This is a genomic window from Streptomyces sp. NPDC005791 (assembly GCF_042871485.1).
GTDB lineage: Bacteria > Actinomycetota > Actinomycetes > Streptomycetales > Streptomycetaceae > Streptomyces.
The window spans coordinates 373,936-393,056 of sequence record NZ_JBIAIP010000004.1 but is presented as its reverse complement, the minus strand read 5'-3'; the positions used below and the strand labels follow the sequence as shown (position 1 = coordinate 393,056).

Annotated in this window: 13 protein-coding genes and 1 pseudogene; 8 read left to right on the top strand and 6 right to left on the bottom strand. The window is 72.6% G+C overall.

The genetic code is table 11. The features are described from left to right. Nucleotides 1–51 precede the first annotated feature (51 nt). Both ACFYSH_RS11320 and ACFYSH_RS11315 read left to right on the top strand, forming a co-directional pair. Entirely contained in the window at nucleotides 52–4,950 is a 4,899-nt protein-coding gene (locus ACFYSH_RS11320; RefSeq protein WP_388751953.1) for a DNA repair ATPase, read from the top strand. Between the two features lie 17 nt (nucleotides 4,951–4,967). After that, entirely contained in the window at nucleotides 4,968–6,971 is a 2,004-nt protein-coding gene (locus ACFYSH_RS11315) for an NAD-binding protein (protein WP_359463374.1), read from the top strand. A gap of 21 nt (nucleotides 6,972–6,992) precedes the next feature. On the opposite strand, the gene trpS is transcribed toward ACFYSH_RS11315, so the two are convergent. Next, nucleotides 6,993–8,048, bottom strand: coding sequence for a tryptophan--tRNA ligase (trpS, locus tag ACFYSH_RS11310; RefSeq protein WP_388752011.1), 1,056 nt, complete (start codon nucleotides 8,046–8,048; stop codon nucleotides 6,993–6,995). Nucleotides 8,049–8,407: 359 nt separating this feature from the next. Between trpS and ACFYSH_RS11305 the strand changes: the two genes are divergently transcribed. From ACFYSH_RS11305 to ACFYSH_RS11295, 3 genes are all read left to right on the top strand, one after another. Then, a complete protein-coding gene (locus ACFYSH_RS11305) occupies nucleotides 8,408–9,508 on the top strand; it encodes an LLM class flavin-dependent oxidoreductase (protein WP_359463377.1) in 1,101 nt (366 codons plus the stop codon). A gap of 5 nt (nucleotides 9,509–9,513) precedes the next feature. Then, nucleotides 9,514–10,173 (top strand): FMN reductase, encoded by a 660-nt coding sequence (locus ACFYSH_RS11300; RefSeq protein ID WP_388751950.1) that lies wholly within the window; start codon nucleotides 9,514–9,516, stop codon nucleotides 10,171–10,173. Between the two features lie 95 nt (nucleotides 10,174–10,268). Further along, a complete protein-coding gene (locus ACFYSH_RS11295; RefSeq protein WP_388751948.1) occupies nucleotides 10,269–10,691 on the top strand; it encodes a universal stress protein in 423 nt (140 codons plus the stop codon). 82 nt (nucleotides 10,692–10,773) lie between these two features. On the opposite strand, the gene ACFYSH_RS11290 is transcribed toward ACFYSH_RS11295, so the two are convergent. Continuing rightward, nucleotides 10,774–11,190, bottom strand: a complete 417-nt coding sequence (locus ACFYSH_RS11290) for a hypothetical protein (RefSeq protein ID WP_388751946.1) — start codon at nucleotides 11,188–11,190, stop codon at nucleotides 10,774–10,776. A 126-nt stretch (nucleotides 11,191–11,316) separates the two neighbouring features. Between ACFYSH_RS11290 and ACFYSH_RS11285 the strand changes: the two genes are divergently transcribed. Then, entirely contained in the window at nucleotides 11,317–12,174 is an 858-nt protein-coding gene (locus ACFYSH_RS11285; RefSeq protein ID WP_388751944.1) for a hypothetical protein, read from the top strand. 128 nt (nucleotides 12,175–12,302) lie between these two features. Beyond that, nucleotides 12,303–12,548 carry a DUF2630 family protein gene (locus tag ACFYSH_RS11280; RefSeq protein ID WP_359463392.1) on the top strand — a complete coding sequence of 82 codons (246 nt, stop codon included), beginning with the start codon at nucleotides 12,303–12,305 and terminating at the stop codon, nucleotides 12,546–12,548. Here the strand turns inward: ACFYSH_RS11280 and ACFYSH_RS11275 are convergent. The 3 genes from ACFYSH_RS11275 to ACFYSH_RS11265 all read right to left on the bottom strand — a co-directional run bounded on the left by ACFYSH_RS11275 (nucleotide 12,536) and on the right by ACFYSH_RS11265 (nucleotide 16,932). Beyond that, a complete protein-coding gene (locus ACFYSH_RS11275) occupies nucleotides 12,536–12,970 on the bottom strand; it encodes an RNA-binding S4 domain-containing protein (protein ID WP_359463394.1) in 435 nt (144 codons plus the stop codon). The two genes, ACFYSH_RS11280 and ACFYSH_RS11275, sit on opposite strands and share 13 nt — an antisense overlap. Before the next feature lie 36 nt (nucleotides 12,971–13,006). Next, nucleotides 13,007–14,671: a hypothetical protein gene (locus ACFYSH_RS11270; RefSeq protein WP_388751941.1), complete on the bottom strand. Its 1,665-nt coding sequence runs from the start codon at nucleotides 14,669–14,671 to the stop codon at nucleotides 13,007–13,009. Between the two features lie 200 nt (nucleotides 14,672–14,871). Then, nucleotides 14,872–16,932, bottom strand: coding sequence for a PhoX family protein (locus ACFYSH_RS11265; protein ID WP_388751939.1), 2,061 nt, complete (start codon nucleotides 16,930–16,932; stop codon nucleotides 14,872–14,874). A gap of 459 nt (nucleotides 16,933–17,391) precedes the next feature. Here ACFYSH_RS11265 and ACFYSH_RS11260 point away from each other — a divergent pair, with 459 nt between their 5' ends. Further along, a complete protein-coding gene (locus ACFYSH_RS11260; protein ID WP_388751937.1) occupies nucleotides 17,392–18,960 on the top strand; it encodes a VWA domain-containing protein in 1,569 nt (522 codons plus the stop codon). On the opposite strand, the pseudogene ACFYSH_RS11255 reads toward ACFYSH_RS11260, so the two are convergent. Continuing rightward, nucleotides 18,894–19,118: pseudogene (locus ACFYSH_RS11255) on the bottom strand (ATP-binding protein); the annotation flags it as partial. The gene ACFYSH_RS11260 and the pseudogene ACFYSH_RS11255 overlap by 67 nt on opposite strands. Nucleotides 19,119–19,121 lie beyond the last annotated feature (3 nt).

Genomic DNA, 19,121 nt, shown 5'->3' with positions numbered 1-19,121 from the left:
CGGCCACGGACGGACGCGTTGTCGAACGTCATCTCGCAGGGAGCCTGACCCATGGACCGCGACATCACCCTCACCGATGCCGACGCCGATGCCCACGAGGTGCTCCGGCGACGGCTCCACGAGCAGGCCGACGAGTTGGTCCGGCGGGCCGAGTCGCTCAACGCGCGGCGGACCGAGGAGTTCGGCTCCGCCGGACTGCGCCTGCTCGCCACCGAACAGGTGCGTACGGAGCACCCCTCGGTGGCCCGGGATCTGGTCGCCGTGGGCGGGCGCCTGCTGTTCGGCTTCGAGCGTGGGCCGGGTGCGCCCGGGGACGCCGGGGTCGGTGACGTCCTGGTCCTGCGCGAGCCGGGTCTGGAGGAGGCGGACGCGGGGCTGCTGGACGACGAGGCCTTCGTACGGGAGTTCGCCGGCCTGCACCGCTACTACCGTGACGCCCGGCTGCTGCGGCTGCGGCGCGTCGACGGCCGGCTGCTCGCCGTCTTCCGCACCGGGGAGACCGCCGAGGACATCCGCGTCCTGCGCTGGGCGCTGGGCCCCGACGGCGCGCCCGGGGCCTTCCTGGACGCCCGGGGCGACCGCGACCACACCTTCCCGCCGTCGCACGACGTCGACTGGATCCCCGTGGGGCGGGACGCCCACGTGGCCGGCCGGCATCCCCACGTCTCCGTGCTGGACACGGTCTTCGTGGACACGCTGGGCGGCACGCTCACCGTCAGGACCACCGCTGACACCGAGTCCCCCGACGGGATCCACGAGGAGCCCGTCGACGAGCCGCTGCAGTCCCTGGCGGACGCCGCCGTCGAATACGCCGTGGCCGGGCCGCTGATCCTGCTGCGGGTACGCCCGTACAAGGAGGAGGTCTGGCGCCACCTGGTCTTCAACACCCTGCTGTCCACCGTGCGGCGCCTCGACGCGATCGGGCCGTCCTGCCGTCTGCTCCCCGAGGACCAGGGGATCATCTTCCCCGGCGGGTACTACCTCACCAACGGCACGGCCAGGACCTTCGACACCGCCGGGGAGCTCCACGACCCCGTCTTCGAGGAGGCGGTCCCCTCACCCGACGGCGAGGACGTGCTGTACGTCTACCGGTCCCGGGACGGCAGCCGCACCCTGCTCCTGCCCTACAACCTGATCCGCCAGGAGGTCGCCACTCCGCTGGCCGGCCGGGGTCACGCCCTCCTCGACGACGGCACCCTGATCCTGCTGAAGGACGGCGCGGACGGGCCGGGGCGGGTCCACCCGCTGCAGCGCTGGCAGACCCCGTACGTCTCCGACACCTACGCCGCCTCCCGTCCCGTCGGCACGGGACCGCTCGCCCGGACCGGTAACGCCGACCTGGTGCGCGGGATCTCCGACTGCCTGGCCCTGGCGAACGGTGTGCGGGACATGACGCCTACCGCCGCCGTGTACAGCCGGCTCGTCGCCGACTGCGGGCGGGCGGGCGACCGCTACCACTGGCTGGCCGACCCCGCACTGGGCGCGCTCGCCGAGCCGCTGGAGGAGCTGCGGGCCACCGCCCTCCAGGTCCTGGCCGAGTTCGAGACGGTCCAGGAGCTGACCGGGCAGGCCGCCGACGCACTCGACGAGGCGGCCACCGGGCTCACCGCCCTGGTCCGCCGCATCCGGGGCGAGGCCCCGCGCTCGGCCGCCGCCTGGGTCGCCGGGCTCTCCGAACTACGGCGCGCACACGGCCGTCTGTCGACCCTCGCCGACATGCGGTACGCCGACACGGAACGCATCGCCGCACTCCGCGAGGAGACCGAGCGGGAGCTCGCATCGGCCGCCCGGCGTGCCATCACCTTCCTCGCCCGCGAGGACGCGTTCAGCGGATACCACGAGGACCTCGCGGAGATCACCGCGAGCGCCGACGCGTCGGACACCGTCGCCGACGCGGCAGCGGCCGAAAAACGGCTGACGGAGATCACGGACGGCCTGGCGACGGTCACGGACGTCGTCGCCGGACTGGACATGGGTGACGCCACCGTCCGTACCTCGGTCCTGGAGCGGATCGCCGAAGTGCTGGGCGGCGCCAACCGCGCCCGCGCGACCCTGGACGCCCGGCGCGGGGAGCTGGTGTCCCGGGAGGGGCGGGCCGAGTTCGCCGCCGAGTTCGCGCTGCTCGGGCAGGCCGTCACCGGGGCCCTGGCCACGGCGGACTCCCCCGAGGCCTGCGACGAACAGCTGGCCCGCCTGCTGCTCCAGCTGGAGAACCTGGAATCCCGCTTCGCGGAGTCCGACGACTTCCTGAGCAGGCTCGGCGAGCGCCGTGCGGAGGTGTACGAGGCGTTCTCGGGCCGGAAGCAGACGCTGCAGGACGCCCGGGCCCGCCGGGCGGAACGGCTCGCGGAGTCCGCCGCCCGGGTCCTGGAGACGGTCTCCCGGCGGCTGGCCGGGCTGGCGGACGTGGACGCCGTCCACACGTACTTCGCCTCCGACCCCATGGTCGCCAAGGTCCGCCGCACCGCCGAGGAGCTCCGTGCGCTCGGCGACCCGGTGCGCGCCGAGGAGCTGGACGGCCGGCTGAGGACGGCCCGGCAGGAGGCCGGGCGCGCGCTGCGCGACCGGGGCGAGCTGTACACGGACGGCGGCTCGGTGATCCGGCTGGGCCGCCACCGCTTCGCGGTGAACACCCGGCCGTTCGACCTGACCCTGGTCCCGTCGGGGGACGGGGCCGCCTTCGCGCTCACCGGTACGGACTACCGGGCGCCGGTCACCGACCCGGAGTTCCTGGCCGCCCGCACGCACCGGGACCAGGTGCTGCCCTCGGAGACACCGCACGTCTACCGCGCCGAGCACCTGGCCGCCCGGCTCCTCGACGAGCACGGGGCGGACGCCCTGGCCGGCGCCGACCTCGCGGCGCTCGTGCGGGAGGCGGCGGCGTCGGCATACGACGAGGGGTACCGGCGCGGGGTCCACGACGAGGACGCCCTCGCCGTCCTGACCGTGCTGCTGCGGCTGCGCGCCGGGGCCGGGCTGCTGCGTTTCACGCCCACGGTGCGCGCGGCGGCGCAGCTCTTCTGGGCGCACGACACCGACGATGCCCTGCGTACGTCCTGGACGCGGCAGGCCCGCTCGCTGGCGCGGGCCCGGGACACCTTCGGGCTCGCTCCCGCCGTCGCGACACTGCAGGAGGAGTGGGCGGCGGTGATGCGGTCGGAACCGGCCGTCGCCGAGTACCTCTTCGAGGAGCTGGCCTGCGGCCCCGCCGGGTTCGTCACGCGTACGCCGGTCCGCACGCTCCTCGACACGTTCCGCCGCGCCCTGGGCACGTCCGCGTACGACGACGACCTGGCCGCTCTGGCCGGTGACCTCCCGGCCCGGCGCCGGCTGGTGGAGGGCTGGCTCACCTCCTACGCCGCCGCGAGCGGCACGCACCCGGACGGCGGGGACCCGGCCGAGGGCGACCTCGCTGAGGCGGTCGCCGTGGAGCTGTGCCCGGAGCTGGAGCGCTACGACTGCGACGCCCCGCTCACCGCGACGGTGGACGGGCTCCTCGGTGACCACCCCCGCGTGGTGCGGGGGCGGATGACGGTCCGGCTGGACGAAATCCTCGCCCGCACGGCCGAGTTCCGCGCCCACACCGTGCCGGGCTTCCGCGCCTACCAGCGGCTGCGCACCACCCTCGTCGCGGCCGAGCGCTCCCGGCTGCGGCTGGACGACCACCGGCCGCGCGCCATGCCGGCGTTCGTCCGCAGCCGGCTGCTGGACGAGGTGTACCTCCCGCTCATCGGTGACAGCCTGGCCAAGCAGATCGGCACCGCCGACGGGGACCGCCGCACCGACTCGCAGGGGCTGCTGCTGCTGGTCTCCCCACCGGGCTACGGCAAGACGACGCTGGTGGAGTACGTCGCGGAGCGGCTCGGGATGGTCCTCGTCAAGGTCAGCGGCCCGAACCTCGGCCACGAGGTGACGTCCCTCGACCCGGCGCTGGCGCCCGGGGTGACCGCCCGCCGGGAGGTCGAGAAGATCAACTTCGCGTTGGCGGCGGGCGCCAACACGCTCCTGCATCTGGACGACATCCAGCACACCTCGCCCGAGCTGCTCCAGAAGTTCATCCCGCTCTGCGACGCCACCCGCCGTGTCGAGGGGGTCCACGACGGCCGGCCACGCAGCTACGACCTGCGGGGCAAGCGGTTCGCCGTGGTGATGGCGGGCAATCCGTACACCGAGTCCGGGGCCCGGTTCCGGATTCCGGACATGCTCGCCAACCGGGCCGACGTATGGAATCTCGGGGAGGTCCTGAGCGGCCGGGACGAGGTCTTCGCGCTGAGCTTCGTCGAGAACGCGCTGACCGCCAACCCGGTGCTGGCGCCGCTCGCCGCCCGCTCCCGGAGCGACCTCGCCCTGCTCGTGCGCCTCGCCTCCGGCGCGGACCTCCCGGCTTCCGCCGATCGGCTGGAGCACCCGTACAGCCCGGCGGAGCTGGACCGGATCGTCTCCGTCCTGCGCCATCTGCTGACCGCCCGGGACACGGTCCTCGCGGTGAACGCGGCGTACATCGCCTCGGCGGCGCAGACGGACGCCTCGCGCACCGAACCGCCTTTCCGTCTGCAGGGTTCGTACCGCGACATGAACAAGATCGCGCAGCGGATCGTGCCCGTCATGAACGACGCCGAGCTCGCCTCCGTCATCGACGACCACTACGCGGGCGAGGCCCAGACGCTCACCACGGGCGCCGAGGCCAACCTGCTGAAGCTTGCGGCGCTGCGGGGCACGCTCACCCCGGCGCAGGCGGAGCGGTGGGCGGCCGTCACGTCCTCCTACGTACGCGCGCAGGCGCTCGGCGGCCCGGACGGCGACCCCGCCTCCCGGGCGGTCGGGGCGCTGGGGCTGCTCGCGGACCGGCTCTCGGCGGTCGAGGCGGCCATCGAGCGGGCCGCGGGCCTACGCCGGACGGGCGCCGGTCCACGCCCCCGTCACGCGATGATCACCGACACGCCCGACTGAAACGGAGAGAGCAAGGCATGCTGGGTTCCGTGGCATCACTTCCTCAACAGCCCCAACGCCCCCTGACCAGCGGGCACATGGTGGTGTGCGGCGACGACACCCTCGCCCGCCGGCTCGCCGTCGAACTGCGCTACGTCTACGGGGAGCGGGTCACACTCCTGGTCCCGCCGGGCCGTGAGACCAGCAGGCCGGAGCTGCCGCTGACCCAACGGGCCCGCGCCGGGGCCCTGTTCGGACGGATGTCGGCGGCGATGAACCGCAGCGGGGCAGGCGGGGACGGCGACACCAACGCCGGGGTCGAGGCCGTCCGCATCCTGGAGTCACACGAGCCCTCCGACGAGGTACTGGAGGAGGCGGGCGTCGACCGGGCCGCCGCCCTCGCGCTCGTCTACGACGACGACGAACTGAACATCCGCGCCGCCCTGACGGCCCGTCGGCTCAATCCCCGTCTGCGCCTGGTCATCCGGCTCTACAACCGCAAGCTCGGCCAGCACCTGGAGACGCTGCTCGACCAGGCGGCCGCCGTCTCCGTGCCCGGACTCGACCCGACCGCGCTGGACGCCTCCACCACCGTCCTGTCCGACGCCGACACCGCCGCACCGGCCCTGGCCGCCACCGCGCTGACCGGCAGCAGCAAGGTCATCCAGGCCGAGGGACTGCTCCTGCGCGCCGTCGAACGCACCCCGCCCCGGCCGGGTGAGCTCGCCGACCCCGGCCTGTGCACCCTCGCCCTGCTCTCCTCCACCAGCCAGGACCCGGCCGGCGCCGAGGGTTCCGACAGCAGCGGCGCGGAGGGTCCCCAGCTCCTGCCCGACCTGGCGACGGTGAACGCCGCCACCGGCCGGGGCACGATCGTCCTGGAGGCCATCAGCCAGGCGGGGCCCGACCGGGCACCCTCCCGCATGGGAGGCAGGGGGGCGCCGCTCGGCCAGGTCTTCTCACGTCGGCTGCGCTGGTCGGCGCTGGGCGTCGCGGCGGCCGTCGTCGCCCTGGCCGTCGCCTCGGTGATCACCACGGGCGACAGCCCGCTGCACGCCGCCTACCTGACCATGCTCGACCTGCTGGCGATGGGCGACCCCGCGCTCGAGACGGACGACTCGGCGTCCCGCCAGGTCATCCAGCTGCTCTCCGGCCTGGCCGGGCTCCTGCTGCTGCCCCTGCTGATCGCCGCCGTCCTGGAGGCGTTCGGCACGCTGCGCACCGCGTCCTCGTTGCGTCGCCCGCCACGCGGTCTGTCCGGCCACGTGGTCCTGCTGGGCCTCGGCAAGATCGGTACGAGGGTCCTGGTGCGGCTCCGCGAGCTGGACATACCGGTGGTGGTCGTCGAGGAGGACCCGGAGGCGCGCGGCATCCCGCTGGCCCGCAGCCTGCACGTCCCGACGGTCCTGGGCGACGTCACCCAGGAGGGCGTCCTGGAGGCGGCCAAGATCCGCCGGGCCCGCGCACTGCTCGCCCTGACCAGCGTCGACACGACGAACCTCGAAGCCGCGCTGTACGCCCGCTCGGTGAAGCCGGACCTGCGGGTGGCACTGCGCCTGTACGACGACGAGTTCGCCACCGCCGTCTACCGCACCCTGCGCACGGCCCACCCGGGGGCCCTGACCCGCTCCCGCTCCGTGTCCCATCTGGCCGCCCCGGCGTTCGCGGTCGCCATGATGGGCCGGCAGATCCTGGGCGCGGTACCGGTGGAGCGCAAGGTGATGCTCTTCGCGGCGCTGGAGGTGGCGGGGCACCCCCAGCTGGAGGGCCGGACCGTCGACCAGGCGTTCCGGGCGGGCGCCTGGCGGGTCCTGGCCCTCGACGCCACCCCGCCGGCCGATCGCGTCCCGGACCTGGCCGCCGTGCCCCCGTTCGACCCCCTCGGCCCTCCGGGCGCAGGCTCCTCGGACCGGCCCGCCGGCCTGGTCTGGGATCTGCACCCGGGATATGTGCTGCGGGCGGAGGACCGGGTGGTGATCGCCGCGACCCGGCGAGGGCTGGCCGAGCTGCTGCGCGGGCAGCGCTCGGCGACGCGCCGCTGAGCCGCTCGGCCCGCGCCGTGTCTAGCGGAACATCCCCATGGCGTCCCGCACCTCCCGGAGGGTCGTCTCGGCCACGGCGTTCGCCCGCTCGTTCCCGGCGCGCAGCACGTCGCGCACGTACCCCATGTCCCGGGCGTACTCCGCCCGCCGGGCGCGGATCGGGGCCATGCGGGTGTTGACGGCCTCCGTCACGGTGCGCTTCAGGCCGACCGCACCGGTGTTCCCGATCTCCTCGGCGACCTCGTGCGGGTCGCGGTCGAGGCAGAGGGCGGCCAGCAGCACCAGGCTCGACACCCCGGGTCGCAGCTCGGGGTCGTAGGTGATGTGCCGGTCGGCGTCGGTGGTGGCGCCCTTGATCAGCCGGGCGGTCTCGTCGGCGTCGGCGCCCAGCGCGAGGGAGTTGCCCCGGCTCTTGCTCATCTTGGTGGCGTCGGTGCCGAGCAGCAGGGGCGCGGCGGAGAGCAGTGCGTCCGGCTCCGGGAAGACCGCTCCGTACCGCTCGTTGAAGCGGCGGGCGACGGTGCGGGCGATCTCCAGGTGCGGGAGCTGGTCCTGGCCGACGGGGACGAGGTTGCCCTTGCAGAAGAGGATGTCGGCGGCCTGGTGCACCGGATAGGTGTACATGAGGCCGCTGACGGCGGACTGCCGCGCATGGGCGATCTCGTCCTTCACCGTGGGGTTGCGGCCCAGCTCGGCGACGGAGACCAGGGAGAGGAACGGCAGCAGGAGCTGGTTCAGGGCGGGGACGGCGCTGTGGTTGAAGACCGTCGACCGCTCAGGGTCGATCCCGATGGCGAGGTAGTCCAGGAGCAGCCCCTCCACATGCTCGGTGAGCCGCTCGGCGACGTCCCGGTCGGTGAGGACCTGGTAGTCGGCGATGAGCACGAAGACGTCCACCCCGAGGTCCTGGAGGCGCACCCGGTTGTGGAGGGTGCCGAAGTAGTGGCCGAGGTGCAGGGCCCCGGTGGGCCGGTCCCCGGTGAGGACACGGAAGCGGCCGGGGTCCAGGGCGAGCTGCTGCTCCAGTTCCGCGCTGCGGCGGACGGCGGGGCTGACGGGCAGATCGTCGGTGGTCATGGTCACGGGGCTCTCCTCGCTGGTGGTGTACGCGTGGAGGACGGCCCGTCACGGGGCAGCGAAAAGGACCGTCCGAAGATCGAACGGCCCTGGTTCCGCGCAGAAGAAGGTGGCCGCTCCTAGGAGGAGGGCCACCAGTTCCGGCACGGTACGGAGGTCATGGGGCGAGTCTAACGCGCACCGGCTCATCGGCACCCCTCCGTCAGGCGGCCGTCAGGTGCCGTGCCCGGAGTTCGCAGACCGGCCCCGCTGGACTTCCACCTGCGTCGGAGCGAGCGGAATAGGCAAGAGGGGTGCTCCGTTGTAGGGTGTGTTCGCATAGTTCAACGTTCAACCATTCTTTTCTGGAGGCGGGCGCCATGCAGTTCGGGATCTTCACCGTCGGGGACGTCACCACCGACCCCACGACCGGTACGACACCGAGCGAGAACGAGCGGATCAAGGCGACCCTCGCGATCGCGCAGAAGGCCGAGGAAGTGGGCCTGGACGTCTTCGCGACCGGTGAGCACCACAACCCGCCGTTCGTCCCGTCCTCCCCGACGACCACGCTCGGCTACATCGCCGCCCGCACCGAGAAGCTGATCCTCTCCACCTCCACCACCCTGATCACCACCAACGACCCGGTGAAGATCGCCGAGGACTACGCCACGCTCCAGCACCTGGCCGACGGCCGCGTCGACCTGATGATGGGCCGCGGCAACACCGGACCGGTCTACCCGTGGTTCGGCAAGGACATCCGCCAGGGCATCCCGCTCGCGATCGAGAACTACGCGCTGCTGCACAAGCTGTGGCGTGAGGACGTCGTCGACTGGGAGGGGAAGTTCCGCACCCCGCTGCAGTCCTTCACCGCGACCCCGCGCCCGCTGGACGGCGTCCCGCCGTTCGTGTGGCACGGCTCGATCCGCTCCCCGGAGATCGCCGAGCAGGCCGCGTTCTACGGCGACGGGTTCTTCCACAACAACATCTTCTGGCCCATGGAGCACACCAGGAAGATGGTCGCCCTCTACCGCAAGCGCTACGCCCACTACGGGCACGGCACCGCCGAGCAGGCCATCGTGGGCCTCGGCGGTCAGGTCTTCATGCGGAAGAACTCGCAGGACGCGGTACGGGAATTCCGCCCGTACTTCGACAACGCGCCGGTCTACGGGCACGGGCCCTCCCTGGAGGACTTCACCCAGCAGACCCCGCTGACCGTCGGCTCCCCGCAGGAGGTCATCGAGCGGACCCTGTCCTTCCGTGAGGACATCGGCGACTACCAGCGCCAGCTGTTCCTCATGGACCACGCGGGCCTGCCGCTGAAGACGGTCCTGGAGCAGCTCGACCTGCTGGGCGAGGAGGTCGTGCCCGTACTGCGCAAGGAGTTCGCCCGGCTGCGCCCGGCCGGAGTGCCGGACGCCCCCGTCCACCCCGCGGTCGCCGCCGCCCGCGCCGCCGCCACCGCAGACCCGAAGGAGCTCTGACGACCGTGCCCGCCACCACCCCCCTGAAGATCGTCGCCGTCGCGGCCGGACTCAGCAGCCCCTCCTCCACCCGACTGCTGGCCGACCGGCTCGCCGAGGCCACCCGCGAGAGGCTGGCGGCCGAGCAGGACCGCCCCGTCGAGGTACAGGTCGTCGAGCTGCGCGATCTGGCCGTCGACATCGCCAACCACCTGGTCACCGGCTTCCCGCCGGCCGGGCTCGGGAAGGCGATCGACGCGGTGTCCGGGGCGGACGGGCTGATCGCCGTGACACCGGTGTTCACCGCCTCCTACAGCGGGTTGTTCAAGTCGTTCTTCGACCTGATCGACAACACCGCGCTGACCGGCAAGCCCGTCGTGATCGCGGCAACCGGCGGGACGCCCCGGCACTCGCTGGTACTGGAGCACGCGATGCGCCCGCTCTTCGCCTATCTGAGGGCCGTCGTCCTCCCGACCTCCGTGTACGCGGCGTCGGAGGACTGGGGCTCACCCGGCGACGAGTACACCGAAGGGCTGCCCGCCCGGATCCGGCGTGCGGGCGGCGAGCTCGCCTCCGCCGTCACGGGGCGGACCGTCTCCGGCGCGTCCCGGGCCCTCACCCTCGACGACGGCGAGGACGCGGTCGTCCCGTTCGCGCAGCAGCTCGCGGATCTGCGGATCAGCTGACCGCGTCGTCCGGGGGCCCACCCGGCCCCCGGACGACGGTTTTGGCTAGAGTCGCCCCTGTATGCCGTACATGTTCGTACACACTGGAGGCAGACATGGGCAGGATCGTCGTGGGCGTCGACGGATCGGACGCGTCGGTCAAGGCGCTGCGATGGGCCGTGCGTCAGGCCGAGCTGACCGGGGACACCGTCGAGGCGGTCAACAGCTGGGAGTACCCCGCGACCAGCTGGGCGTCCATGATGCCGGGCATGCCTGAGGACTTCGACCCGCAGGCGGTGGCGACCGTGGCGCTCACCGAGGCGCTGGAGGAGGCTCTCGGCGCCGAGGGCGCGGCGGCGGTCGAGAAGATCGTCGTGATCGGCAATCCCGCCCAGACCCTGCTGGAGCGTTCCAGGGGCGCGAACCTGCTGGTCGTCGGCGCGCGCGGTTACAGCGGCTTCAAGGCGACCCTGCTCGGCTCGGTCAGCCTCCATGTCGCCCAGCACGCCACCTGCCCGGTCACCGTCGTCCGCGACTGAGCCGTCTCCCTGATCGTCACCGGCTCCGCGCCCCGACACCGCGCCCACTCGTTCCACCACGGCCTCCTCGGGACGACCGAGGTCAGTCGTCGTGCGTGTGGAAGAGGTAGAACAACGAGCAAAGCATCCCCGCCCCGACCACCAGTCCGATGAAGCTCGACATCAGCACGCTTCTGCCGTTCAGGCTGGACAGGAAGCCGACCGCGCCCCCGGTCAGCACACCGAACGCCGTGGCGCGCAGCCCGGGCGACAGGGCCCAGCGGAAGCGCGCGAGCGCGTAGCAGAGCGTGGCGAAGACCACCCCGGACACGACACCGAGCCAGATCTGACCGCCGGTGGTCGCCCCGCCGTCCCGCCTGATGAAGAACGCCCAGAAGCCGAGGATCACGCCCAGCACCAGGGGCACCGCCCAGACGAGCGCGTTGTGCCCGTGCTCCCGCCGGGCGGGGGTGCGTGCGTGCGTGCGGCGTCGCATCGGCATCGTCGCGTGTGTGGCCATGGCACACAGCTCCTTCCGTCGCCCCGTCCCTGTGTCCCTCCAGCGCACACCCGACCGGACCGCCCGGCAACTCGAACGGCGTACGGCCCGGAGCGCCCCGCCGCCGCACGCGCTTGGCTGGTGTCCGTGCGGACCTCCATCTCAGCGGCCCTGTCGGCGGTACTGCTCGTCCTGCTCGCCGTGCTGGTCCCGCTGAGCGCGCTCTCCGCCTGGGTCGATCTGGAGCTGGAGGACACCGACCGGTATCTGGCCGCCGTCTCCCCGCTGGCCTCGGACGCGGAAGTCCGCGACACCGTGGCCACCCTGATCACCGACGAGACGATGAAGAACGTCGACCTCGGGCCGCTCCAGGACGCCGTCGGGCAGTTCCTGCACGAAACGGCGCTGTCGTTCACGACCACCGAGGCCTTCCGGCGGGCCTGGGACGCCGCGAACCGGATGGCGCACCAGGACGTGACCGCCGCGCTGCACGGGGACGACGGGCAGGCGGTCACCATCGATCTGGCGCCGGTGATCGAGGAGGTCAAGGAGGAACTGGTCGGCGACGGGGTGCCGTTCGCCGACCGGATCCCGGTCCGGGAGACCTCGATCACCGTGCTGTCCGCCGACCGCGCCGACGACCTGCGGTCCACGTTCCGGTGGCTGCGGTCCCGCAGTGTCTGGCCGGCCGTGGCGACGGCCGTGCTGCTCGTCCTGGTGACGGGTCTCGCCCTCGTACGCGGCGGCCCTCGCGCCGGTCCGACGACCGCGGCCGTGGCCGGCGGGGGGCTGGTGCTCGGCGCGGTCCTGCTGCGGCTCGCCGTCGCCGTCGGCCGCGACCGGGTGCTCGAGGAGGTGCCCGGCACCGACCGGGGCGGGGCCGCCGCGGTGTACGACGCGCTGACCGGCTCCCTGCTGACGACGGTGTGGGCCGTGCTGATCGCGGGAGCGGTCCTGGCCGTCGGCGGCGCGGCGGGACGGGTCGTGGTCTCCCGGCGCGGCTAGGGCGTGTTTCGAAAGTCCCGCCTGCCTGGCGACGCCGTTCGCCCGACGCAGTGCGACGTGCGGGGGCGCAGGGGCCGGGTGACAGTGGAAGACCCCTGGCCCAAGGACACCGGAACCGGGAGACACCCATGGCCGAGCAGGACATCTTCGAGAACATCGACGTGCTGGTCGCCGAGGAGCGCGCCCTGCGCGCCCGCTCGACCGCCGAACTGGGCCTGACCTCCGAGGAGCGGTCACGGCTGCGCGAGGTGGAGGTTCAGCTCGACCAGTGCTGGGACCTGCTGCGCCGGCGGCGCGCGCTCAGCGAGTACGGCGAGGACCCCTCGGAAGCGAAGGTGCGCCCCGCCGACGAGGTGGAGGGCTACCGGAGCTGAGGGCCGCCGTCCGGGCCTCTGCCCTGCGGGCCGTGAAGACCCTGGAGGCGTTCCATCTCGCGCCGGTCCCGCTTGGTCGGGCGGCCCGTGCCCCGGTCGCGGACCGGGACCTGGACCGCCATCTCGCGCGGCGGCGGGGGCGGGCTGTTGTCGACGAAGCACTCGGCCGCCACCGGCGGGCCCACGCGCTTCTTCACGATCTTGGAGACGACCACGATCCGGTCCCGGCCCGCGTGCCGCAGCCGCACCTCGTCGCCCGTACGCAGGGCCTGTGCGGGCTTCGCGCGCTCGCCGTTGACCCGTACGTGTCCCGCCCGGCAGGCGGCAGCCGCCTGCGACCGGGTCTTCGTCAGCCGGACCGCCCAGATCCAGGCATCGACCCGGACGCTTCCCTCCGCCTGCGGCGCCTCACCGGAAACCATGCGTACGACTCTAATCCGGTGAGGCGCCTGGCGGGGTCAGGAGCCGAAACCGCTGATGACCTCACCCATGTCGTAGCTGTACAGCTCCCGCTTGCAGACCCCGCACCTGCTGGGCGCGTGCTCGCTGAGCGACCACAGTCTCGGGGCGAATCCGTCGCCCCGGCCGTGCGCGAGATACAGGTCCTCGGGGCCGAACGAGCTCTCCAGGATCTTCGGGTTGGCGACGAGCTGCGTCGTGCCGTCCACGGTCCCCGGGGTGGCCTGCATCAGCCGGCCGTTGTCGTAGGCGTTGCTGCGGTGGAAGTACCACGTGCCGTCGTAGCGCGTGACGCCCTGGATCTTGTGCCAGAGGTCCTCGCCCCCGAAGGTCCCCGTGCCCGGCAGCCCGTACGCGAGGTCCGCCTTGGCCGTGGTGCCCGACGCGCCCTCGACGGCGGCGGTCAGCGCGGTCATCGGGTAGGTGCCGACGCGGCCGTTGCTGGACCCTCCGTTGTTGGTGTTGCAGTACTCGCCGAGGACCATGTGGTCGTCGCCGGTCCGGTCGAGCGAGATGTACGAGGCCTTCGGGCGGCCGGTGGCGTAGCACTGGTTCTCGGCGGTGCTTCCGCCGTTCCTGGCCGTGGTGAACTTCAGCGTGGCGACCTGGGGCATCACGTACCGGTAGCCGTAGGCGTACCAGACGTTGTTCTGGCGGCCGACCCGCTTCTTGTCGACCACGTTGCTGACCAGGCCGTCCGGCGTCGGGTCGTGGACCGCGGAGTCGTTGTCCGGGTTGAGGTCCATGATCTTGCGGAGGTCGAAGACCCGCATGCCGTTGGCCGTGTCGGCGACGTACAGGTAGTTGCCGTACCAGACCATGCCGCCCGCGTGGATGCCGTTCTGCGCCCTGCACGCGTCCGTCACCCCGGACTCCTGCGTGCAGGTGCCCTCACTCGCGTGCAGCGCGTCGAAGGAGATGTGGTCCTTGGAGTTCATGTAGGGCCAGGCCAACAGCACATGGCGGTACTTCTCGGTGGCCTGGTTGAAGAAGCTGACCCGGATGCCCTTCTCGTTGCAGGCGTCGGAAGCCGAGTCCTGGACACAGTTGCTACGGCCTGAGGCGTAGTTGCTGCGGCCCGGGTTCTGGTCGTCGTAGCTCGCCACCGCGATGGGCTCGGCGTCCGACGTGCCCCAGTCCTCGTCCTCCTGGGCGTCCGAGACCCCGGTGATGGCCTGCGGCACCCACTCGGAGGAGGTGGCGTCGTCGTCCTTCCAGCAGACGCGGGGGGCTGCGGTCAGGTCGGGGCCGTAGATGCCGGTGTCACCACAGGTGGAGTTCCAGCCGGCGTCACGGTTGGCCAGCGTCATCACCTCGGTGAGGCCCTGCTTGGGCAGGGCGGCGTCGAGCTTGTCGACGAGCCCGGTCAGACCGGAGCCGGCCGCCAGCGTGAAGTCGCCGGGGCGCCCGGGGACCACCGCCTGCGCTTCGGCCTCGGCTGTCGCGGACGGCGCGGTGCCCGTACCCGCCAGGTCGTCCTGCTCCCCTTCGGGCGCGTTCTCGAACCCGTCGTCCGGCATGCCCTCATGGCCCGGTACGGGGTCGTCCGCCGCGACGGTGAGCGGCGCGGCGGAGACAGCCGTCGCCGGCACCAGCGCGGTCAGCAGTGCGCCTGCTGCCACGGCACAGGCCGCGAGACGTGTTCGACGGGATGGTTGTCCCATGTGGGGGCCCTTCGTGAGTGCGCGTGAGCGATCGGCCGGTGCACCTGATCAGTCATCAGGCGCACCGGCCGGTCACGCTAGCAACGCGACCGCGTTGCCTGCGCACATGTGAACGACACCCATCAGGCGTGCACCGCGCGAGCACAGGCCGAAGGCCGGCTTCCGGTTCCGGCGTCGTCGCGCCCCCGGCGTGCCGACGCTCAGACGCCGATGTCGCTGCCGTCCTTACGCCACACGGCGACGACCGACGGGCGCACGACCTTGCCCGGCCCGTCCGGCCAGGTGCTCGCCGGCTTCTCGACGGAGGCGCCGTCGACCTCGCCCGGGTGCTGCACGGCGACGAGGACGCGGCGGTCCTGGATCACCGGTCCGCAGGTCTCCGCACCGGTCGGGACGGTCAGGAACTGCTTGAGCTCACCGCGCCGTTCACCCTGCGTCGCGACGCCGAACAGGCCGTCGTGCGAGCCGAGCTGGGCACCGTCCGTGGAGATCCACAGATTGCCGTGGTCGTCGAAGGCCACGTTGTCGGGGCACGAGATGGGGCTGACCTTCTCCTTCGGGAACCCGGCGAAGTACGTCGCCGGGTCCTCCGGGTCGCCCGCGACGAGGAACAGCCGCCAGGCGAACCCGTCACCCGCCGGGTCGTCCCAGTGCTCCGCGAGCTCCAGGATCTGACCGTGCTTGTTGGCGTTGCGCGGGTTGGCCTCGTCCGTGCCGGCCTTGCCCGCCTTGCCCCGGTCGGTGTTGTTGGTGAGCGCGACGTAGACCCGGCCGGTGCGCGGCGAGGGCTCGACGTCCTCGGGACGGTCCATCTTCGTGGCGCCGACCTTGTCACCGGCCAGACGGGTGAAGACGTACACCTCGTCGGCCGTCATGCCCGGGACGTGCGAGGTGGTGCCCGTGGCGAGCGGGATCCAGACGCCGCTGCCGTCGAACTCGCCGTCGGAGGGGAGCTTGCCCGTGCCGTCGAACTCCGCGGCCGGGGAGTCACCGGTCAGCTTGGCGACGTACAGCGTGCCCTCGTCCAGCAGCGTGAGGTTGTGCTCACGGGCGGCCCGCGAGTTCCCCTTCTTCATCCGCTTGCTGGAGACGAACTTGTAGAAGTAGTCGAAGCGCTCGTCGTCGCCCATGTAGACCACGGGGCGGCCGTCGGAGGTCAGCCGGGGCTGCGCCGCCTCATGCTTGAACCGGCCGAGCGCGGTGCGCTTGCGGGGCGTGGAATCCGGGTCGTACGGGTCGAGTTCGACGACCCAGCCGAAGCGGTGCGCCTCGTTCGGCTCCTGCGCCAGGTCGAAGCGCTTGTCGAACCGCTCCCACTTGCGCTCGGTGGCGGCCGTGCCGATGCCGTAGCGCTTGTCGGTGTCGCTGGAACCGTTGGCGAAGTACTGGTTGAAGTTCTCCTCGCCGTGCAGCGTGGTGCCCCACGGAGTGGTGCCGCCCGCGCAGTTGTTGAGCGTACCGAGCACCTTGCGGCCGGTGCGGTCGGCGGAGGTACGGAGCAACGGGCTCCCCGCGGCCGGGCCGGTGACCCGGAACTCGCTGGTCGCGGTGAGACGGCGGTTCAGCGGGTGCCGGCTGACCGGGCCGAGCTTGCCGGTGCGGTTCTCCTCCTGGACCACGACCACGGAGAGTCCGTGCGCGGCCCAGGCGATCTCGACCTGCTCACGGGTCGGGGCGGCCGGATCGTAGCCACGGAACATCAGGACCTCGTCCGTGTACTCGTGGTTGGCGACCAGCACCTGACGGCCGCGCTCACCACGGAGCGGGAGCAGGGAGAGGAAGTCGTTGTTGTAACCGAACTGGCCCGCCTGCGCCTTCGCGGACTGCTTGTCCGGGTCGAAGGCGGGAGCTCCGCGCAGGATCGGTTCGCCCCAGCGGATCACGACGTTCTGGCCGTAACCGTCGGGGATCGTGACCTTGTCGTCCTTGTTGGGCGCTACGGCCGCGAAACGCAGGCCCCGGGCTCCCGAAGGAGTGGGCTTCGGCTTGCCGCCCGGCCGGCCCGCGAGCGGTGCGGCCTCGGCTTCCGTGGCCCCCGGACCGGCGATCGCGGCCGTTCCGGCGGCGGCGGCCACGGTCACCACGGCGGCGGCGCGCATCATCGACCGGCGTGACAGGGCACCGGCGATGATGTCGCCCGCGTACTCGTTGTCGCTGGTGTTCGGGATGTCCTGGAAGCAGGCGTCACCGCAGCGGTAGCGGCAGGTCAGCGCAGAGCGCCCGCCCGGGTGCGAGCCGATGAGCGGCAGCAGATTGCGCACGTTTTCGTCCCTCCGTCTGTGTGTCACACGTGACGGTAGGTGCGTATCCACGCCGTACGTGGGACTGCCGGTGAACAGAGGGTGAAGTCCGGGACACCGCTGCGCTTCCTGCCCGGCGGGGCCCCTCCAGGACTCGGTGACGACTCGGTTGGAGCTCGGTTGACGCAGGGGCGGGCCGGACCGGCGAACGGCCGGATCCGGCCGCTAACCTTACGTATCCGCCCTGGCCAGGGAGCAATTCCCGCAGTACGGACATAAGACCGGCAGCACATGGAGGGTGGGAGAAGGAGCGGAGCAGGGTGCGCGCGACTGCAGGCGGTGGATCGAGGCAACGCGGAGCGTTGTCGATCGACGACGACGCCGCAGACGCGCGCACCCGGCCCCCGCGACAGCCGCCCTCCATGTGCCGGTCGGTCTGCATCGCACCCACCTCATCAACTCATGCGAAAGGCCTCGCCCATGGGCATTCGGAGCTTGCTGCGCAAGGTGTTCGGCCGCACGGAGCAGGACGAGCCGACCACGGCCACCGTCCCGCCCCAGGCCGAGCGCACCCAGCCCACGGAGCTGGAGCCGGAGAGCACCACGTCGGCGGCCGAGCCCGCGAAGGCCTCGGTGCCGGCCCCGGCCTCCCCCTCGGACCGGTCCGCCGGGGCCGAGCACGACAGCGGACAGGCGTCGGACCTGGTGGCGGCGGCCTTCGACAAGGCGGCACCCGCGCCGGCGCCGAAGGTCCCGGCCCAGGGGTCGGCCCCTGAGGCGAAGCCGGCTGCGGAGACCGCCCCGGAGGCCGAGCCGGCCGCCGTGGTCGAGCCTGCGCCCGCGACGCCGATCACGATCGACATCGACCCGGAGCCGGAGGCGGAGCCTGTGGCGGCCTCGGTCGAGGCGGCCCCTGAGGCCGATGTCCCGCTCGAGAAGCCCAGGACGCCCGAGACGGCCGCGCCTGACGCCGCGTCACCCGCGGTCGAGGAGCCGGCGGCTGCTGAGGCGCCCGCTGCCGAAGCGCCTGTCGGCGAGGCTGCGGTGGAGGCCGCACCCGAGCCGGCGGCCATCGAGAAGCCCGCCACCGAGCCGGAGGCCGAGCAGGAGGCCGCGCCGGTCGCCGAGCAGGAGGCCGCGCCCGCCGCCGAGCCGGTCACCGAGCCGAAGGCCGAAACCGCGCCGGAAGCTGAGCCCGTAGCACCGAAGCCCGAGCCGGTCGCTGAGCCGAAGCCCGAGCCCGCGGCCGAGCAGGAGGCCGAAACCGCACCCGAGCCCGCCGCCGAGCCGAAGCCCGAGCCCGAGCCCGAGCAGGAGGCCGAAACCGCCGCCGAAACCGAGTCCGCCGCCCCCCTCGGTGAGCCGGCCGTCACGCTCGCCCAGGTCAAGAGCGCGGCGCCCGCCCTCGTAGCCCCGTACAAGGCCGCGCAGACCAAGCTCAAGGCGCACGGGCTGACGGGATTGCGGGCCACCGTGTACCTGGTGCTCGACCGCTCCGGGTCCATGCGGCCGTTCTACAAGGACGGCAGCGCCCAGCACCTCGGCGACCGCACCCTCGCGCTCGCCGCGCACCTGGACGCTGACGCCACCGTGCCCGTCGTCTTCTTCTCGACCGACATCGACGGCACCGGGGCGATCGACCTCACCGCCCACGAGGGCCGCATCGACGAGCTGCACGCGGGCCTCGGACGCCTGGGCCGTACGAACTACCACCGCGCCGTCGAGGAGGTCGTCGCGCACTACGAGAAGTCCGGAGCCACCGGCCCGGCGCTGGTGATCTTCCAGACGGACGGCGCACCGGACGCCAAGGTGGCTGCCAAGCAGGCACTGGCGGACGCGGCACGGCTGCCGCTGTTCTTCCAGTTCGTCGCGTTCGGCGACGAGGACGCGAAGGGCTTCGACTTCCTGCGCAGGCTGGACGTCGAGAACGCCGGGTTCTTCCACGCGGGCCCCGCCCCGCGCGACGTACCCGACGCGACGTTCTACCGGGAGGTCCTCGCCGGACTGCCCGCCTGGGCCAAGGCCCGCGGAGTCCTCGCGCAGGACTGATCCACCGGCAGTCGTACGGTCACGGCGAGCCCGCCCTCCGGGCCGGGAACCGCCGTGACCGTACCGCCGTGGGCCAGGGTGACGGACCGCACGACCGACAGGCCGAGCCCCGAGCCCTGCCCCCAGGATGTTTCGCAAAGCTCTCCGCGGCCGGTGCCCCC